The 2017-nt window shown below is 37.2% G+C and carries 3 protein-coding genes; all 3 read left to right on the top strand.

Features of this window, described 5'->3' with window-relative positions; translation table 11 throughout:
* Positions 1 to 946: tail fiber domain-containing protein (locus tag ACY65O_RS01865; RefSeq protein WP_462219151.1), on the top strand; the 946-nt coding region annotated here is incomplete at its 5' end.
* A gap of 44 nt (positions 947 to 990) precedes the next feature.
* Entirely contained in the window at positions 991 to 1410 is a 420-nt protein-coding gene (locus ACY65O_RS01860) for a globin domain-containing protein (RefSeq protein WP_462219150.1), read from the top strand.
* A gap of 74 nt (positions 1411 to 1484) precedes the next feature.
* Positions 1485 to 1886 (top strand): VOC family protein, encoded by a 402-nt coding sequence (locus ACY65O_RS01855; protein WP_462219149.1) that lies wholly within the window; start codon positions 1485 to 1487, stop codon positions 1884 to 1886.
* Positions 1887 to 2017: the final 131 nt, after the last annotated feature.

Raw genomic sequence — 2017 nt, 5'->3', positions numbered from 1 at the left:
GGCATTGTTTTTTAACGGACTAAATTCAACACAATCTTTTCATGGCTCCGAAAACACGGCCTTAGGTTCAAAGTCATTATATAATAACACCAACGGTTTTTACAATACCTCGGCCGGTTTTCAGTCTTTGTTTACCAACAGCACGGGATTTAGTAATACTTCCTTCGGCTCAAGATCTCTTTTTTCCAATACAACAGGCAATAACAACATCGCAAGTGGCGTGCAGTCTCTATTTAGTAATACTATAGGAAGTTTTAACCTTGCCAGTGGTGTACAATCATTATTTGCAAACGCTGTGGGAAACAACAATATCGCTATAGGTTATCAATCATTGGTTGCCAACAACATTGGCAGCAATAATGTTGCGATAGGCAATACTGCACTTAATACAAATGTAAGCGGTACCGGTAATACAGCATTGGGTTTTAATGCTGATGTAAATTTTTCGAACCTTAACAATGCAACAGTTTTAGGTAATGGCGCCACTGCAGATCTTTCTAATTCCATGATTTTTGGAAACAGCGCTGTTACTTCCTGGGCTTTTGGCCGCACAAGCGCCGCTGCAGGTAACGCATTGCAGGTGGGCACCAATGCAACAAACGGCAATGCGGCAAGATTAACTTCCGGAGGTGTATGGACCAACGCTTCCGACTCCACAAAAAAAGATAACATCACAAAAATAGATGGTGCCGATATCTTACTTAAACTAAATCAACTGCCCATTACCCGTTGGAAATATAAAGGCACCAGCGAATACCATATTGGCCCCATGGCTCAGGATTTTTATAAATTATTTAATGTAGGTACCGATGATAAAAGCATCAGCAGTATAGACCCTGCAGGCGTTGCATTAAAAGCCATACAGGCACAGCAGGAAGAAATTGATTTATTAAAACAACAAATCAGTTTATTGAAAACAGAAGTCGAAAAATTAAAACAGAAATAAATAAAGGGAAAATAAAATCAAAAAATCGTTTTAAAAATAAAATTATGACAACAAAAAATATCGAACTCGTAAAAAACAGTTGGGCATTGGTAGCCGTCATGGATATGGAAACTGTAGGCGGACTTTTTTATAACAGGCTTTTTGAAATAGCGCCAGAAGTAAAATTTATGTTTAGTAAAACTGCAATGCCTGAGCAATCAAAAAAATTATTAACCATGCTCAGCTATGTAATTGCCAAACTGGATAAGCTGGAAGATATTATTGATGAAGTGGCAAAATTGGCACAGCGGCATGAAGGCTATGGAGTAAAAGCTGATCATTACACCGCAGTAGGCACAGCTCTTTTATTTACATTGGAGCAAGGGCTGGGCACTCAATGGAATAAAGAGTTAAGAGCAGCATGGACAGAAGTGTATACAGTTTTGTCTGAAGCTATGATAAATGCTGCAAAAGTAGCAGCTTAAGACGGACAAAGATTTAAAAATAAAAAAAAGTATTACAGTATGAAAGTTTCATTTATTATTTATTTTGCATTATAATGAATCAATACATAGCCCACATAGCTTTAGTGGTTGCCAACTACGATGAAGCGATAAAATTTTATACCGAAAAATTAAATTTTGTTCTTATAGAAGATACCAAACTCAGCGAAACAAAACGCTGGGTAAAAGTTGCTCCGCCGGGCAACGGACAATGCTGTTTGTTATTGGCACAGGCTGCAACTGAAGAACAAAAAAGCCGGGTGGGTAACCAAACCGGCGGAAGAGTTTTTTTATTTTTATATACGGATGATTTTTGGAGGGATTACAACACAATGATTGAAAAGAAAATAAATTTTGTACGGCCGCCTGTTAAAGAACCTTACGGCACCGTAGCTGTTTTTGAAGACCTCTACGGAAATCTCTGGGACTTTATAGAACCGATTGAGTCTTTAAAATAAATTAGCTTTTAGGTTTTAATAAAAGATATTTAAATGAGCCATTGTAAGCCGCATCAATAAAAGCCAGCATTGACGGCCATTTATCTTTGGTATTATTAGCTTTTTTATACAGCTTTTTAATTTTTAAAACA

Source organism: Ferruginibacter sp. (assembly GCF_031430955.1).
In the GTDB taxonomy this organism is placed as follows: domain Bacteria; phylum Bacteroidota; class Bacteroidia; order Chitinophagales; family Chitinophagaceae; genus Ferruginibacter.
Note: the sequence above shows the minus strand (reverse complement) of the source record. Positions and strands in the feature narration are given on the sequence as shown.

Excerpts from the sequence above, each read along its gene's own strand:
- ACY65O_RS01860 (WP_462219150.1), top strand. The coding sequence starts at position 991 with ATGACAACAAAAAATATCGAACTCGTAAAAAACAGTTGGGCATTGGTA.
- ACY65O_RS01855 (WP_462219149.1), top strand. The coding sequence starts at position 1,485 with ATGAATCAATACATAGCCCACATAGCTTTAGTGGTTGCCAACTACGAT.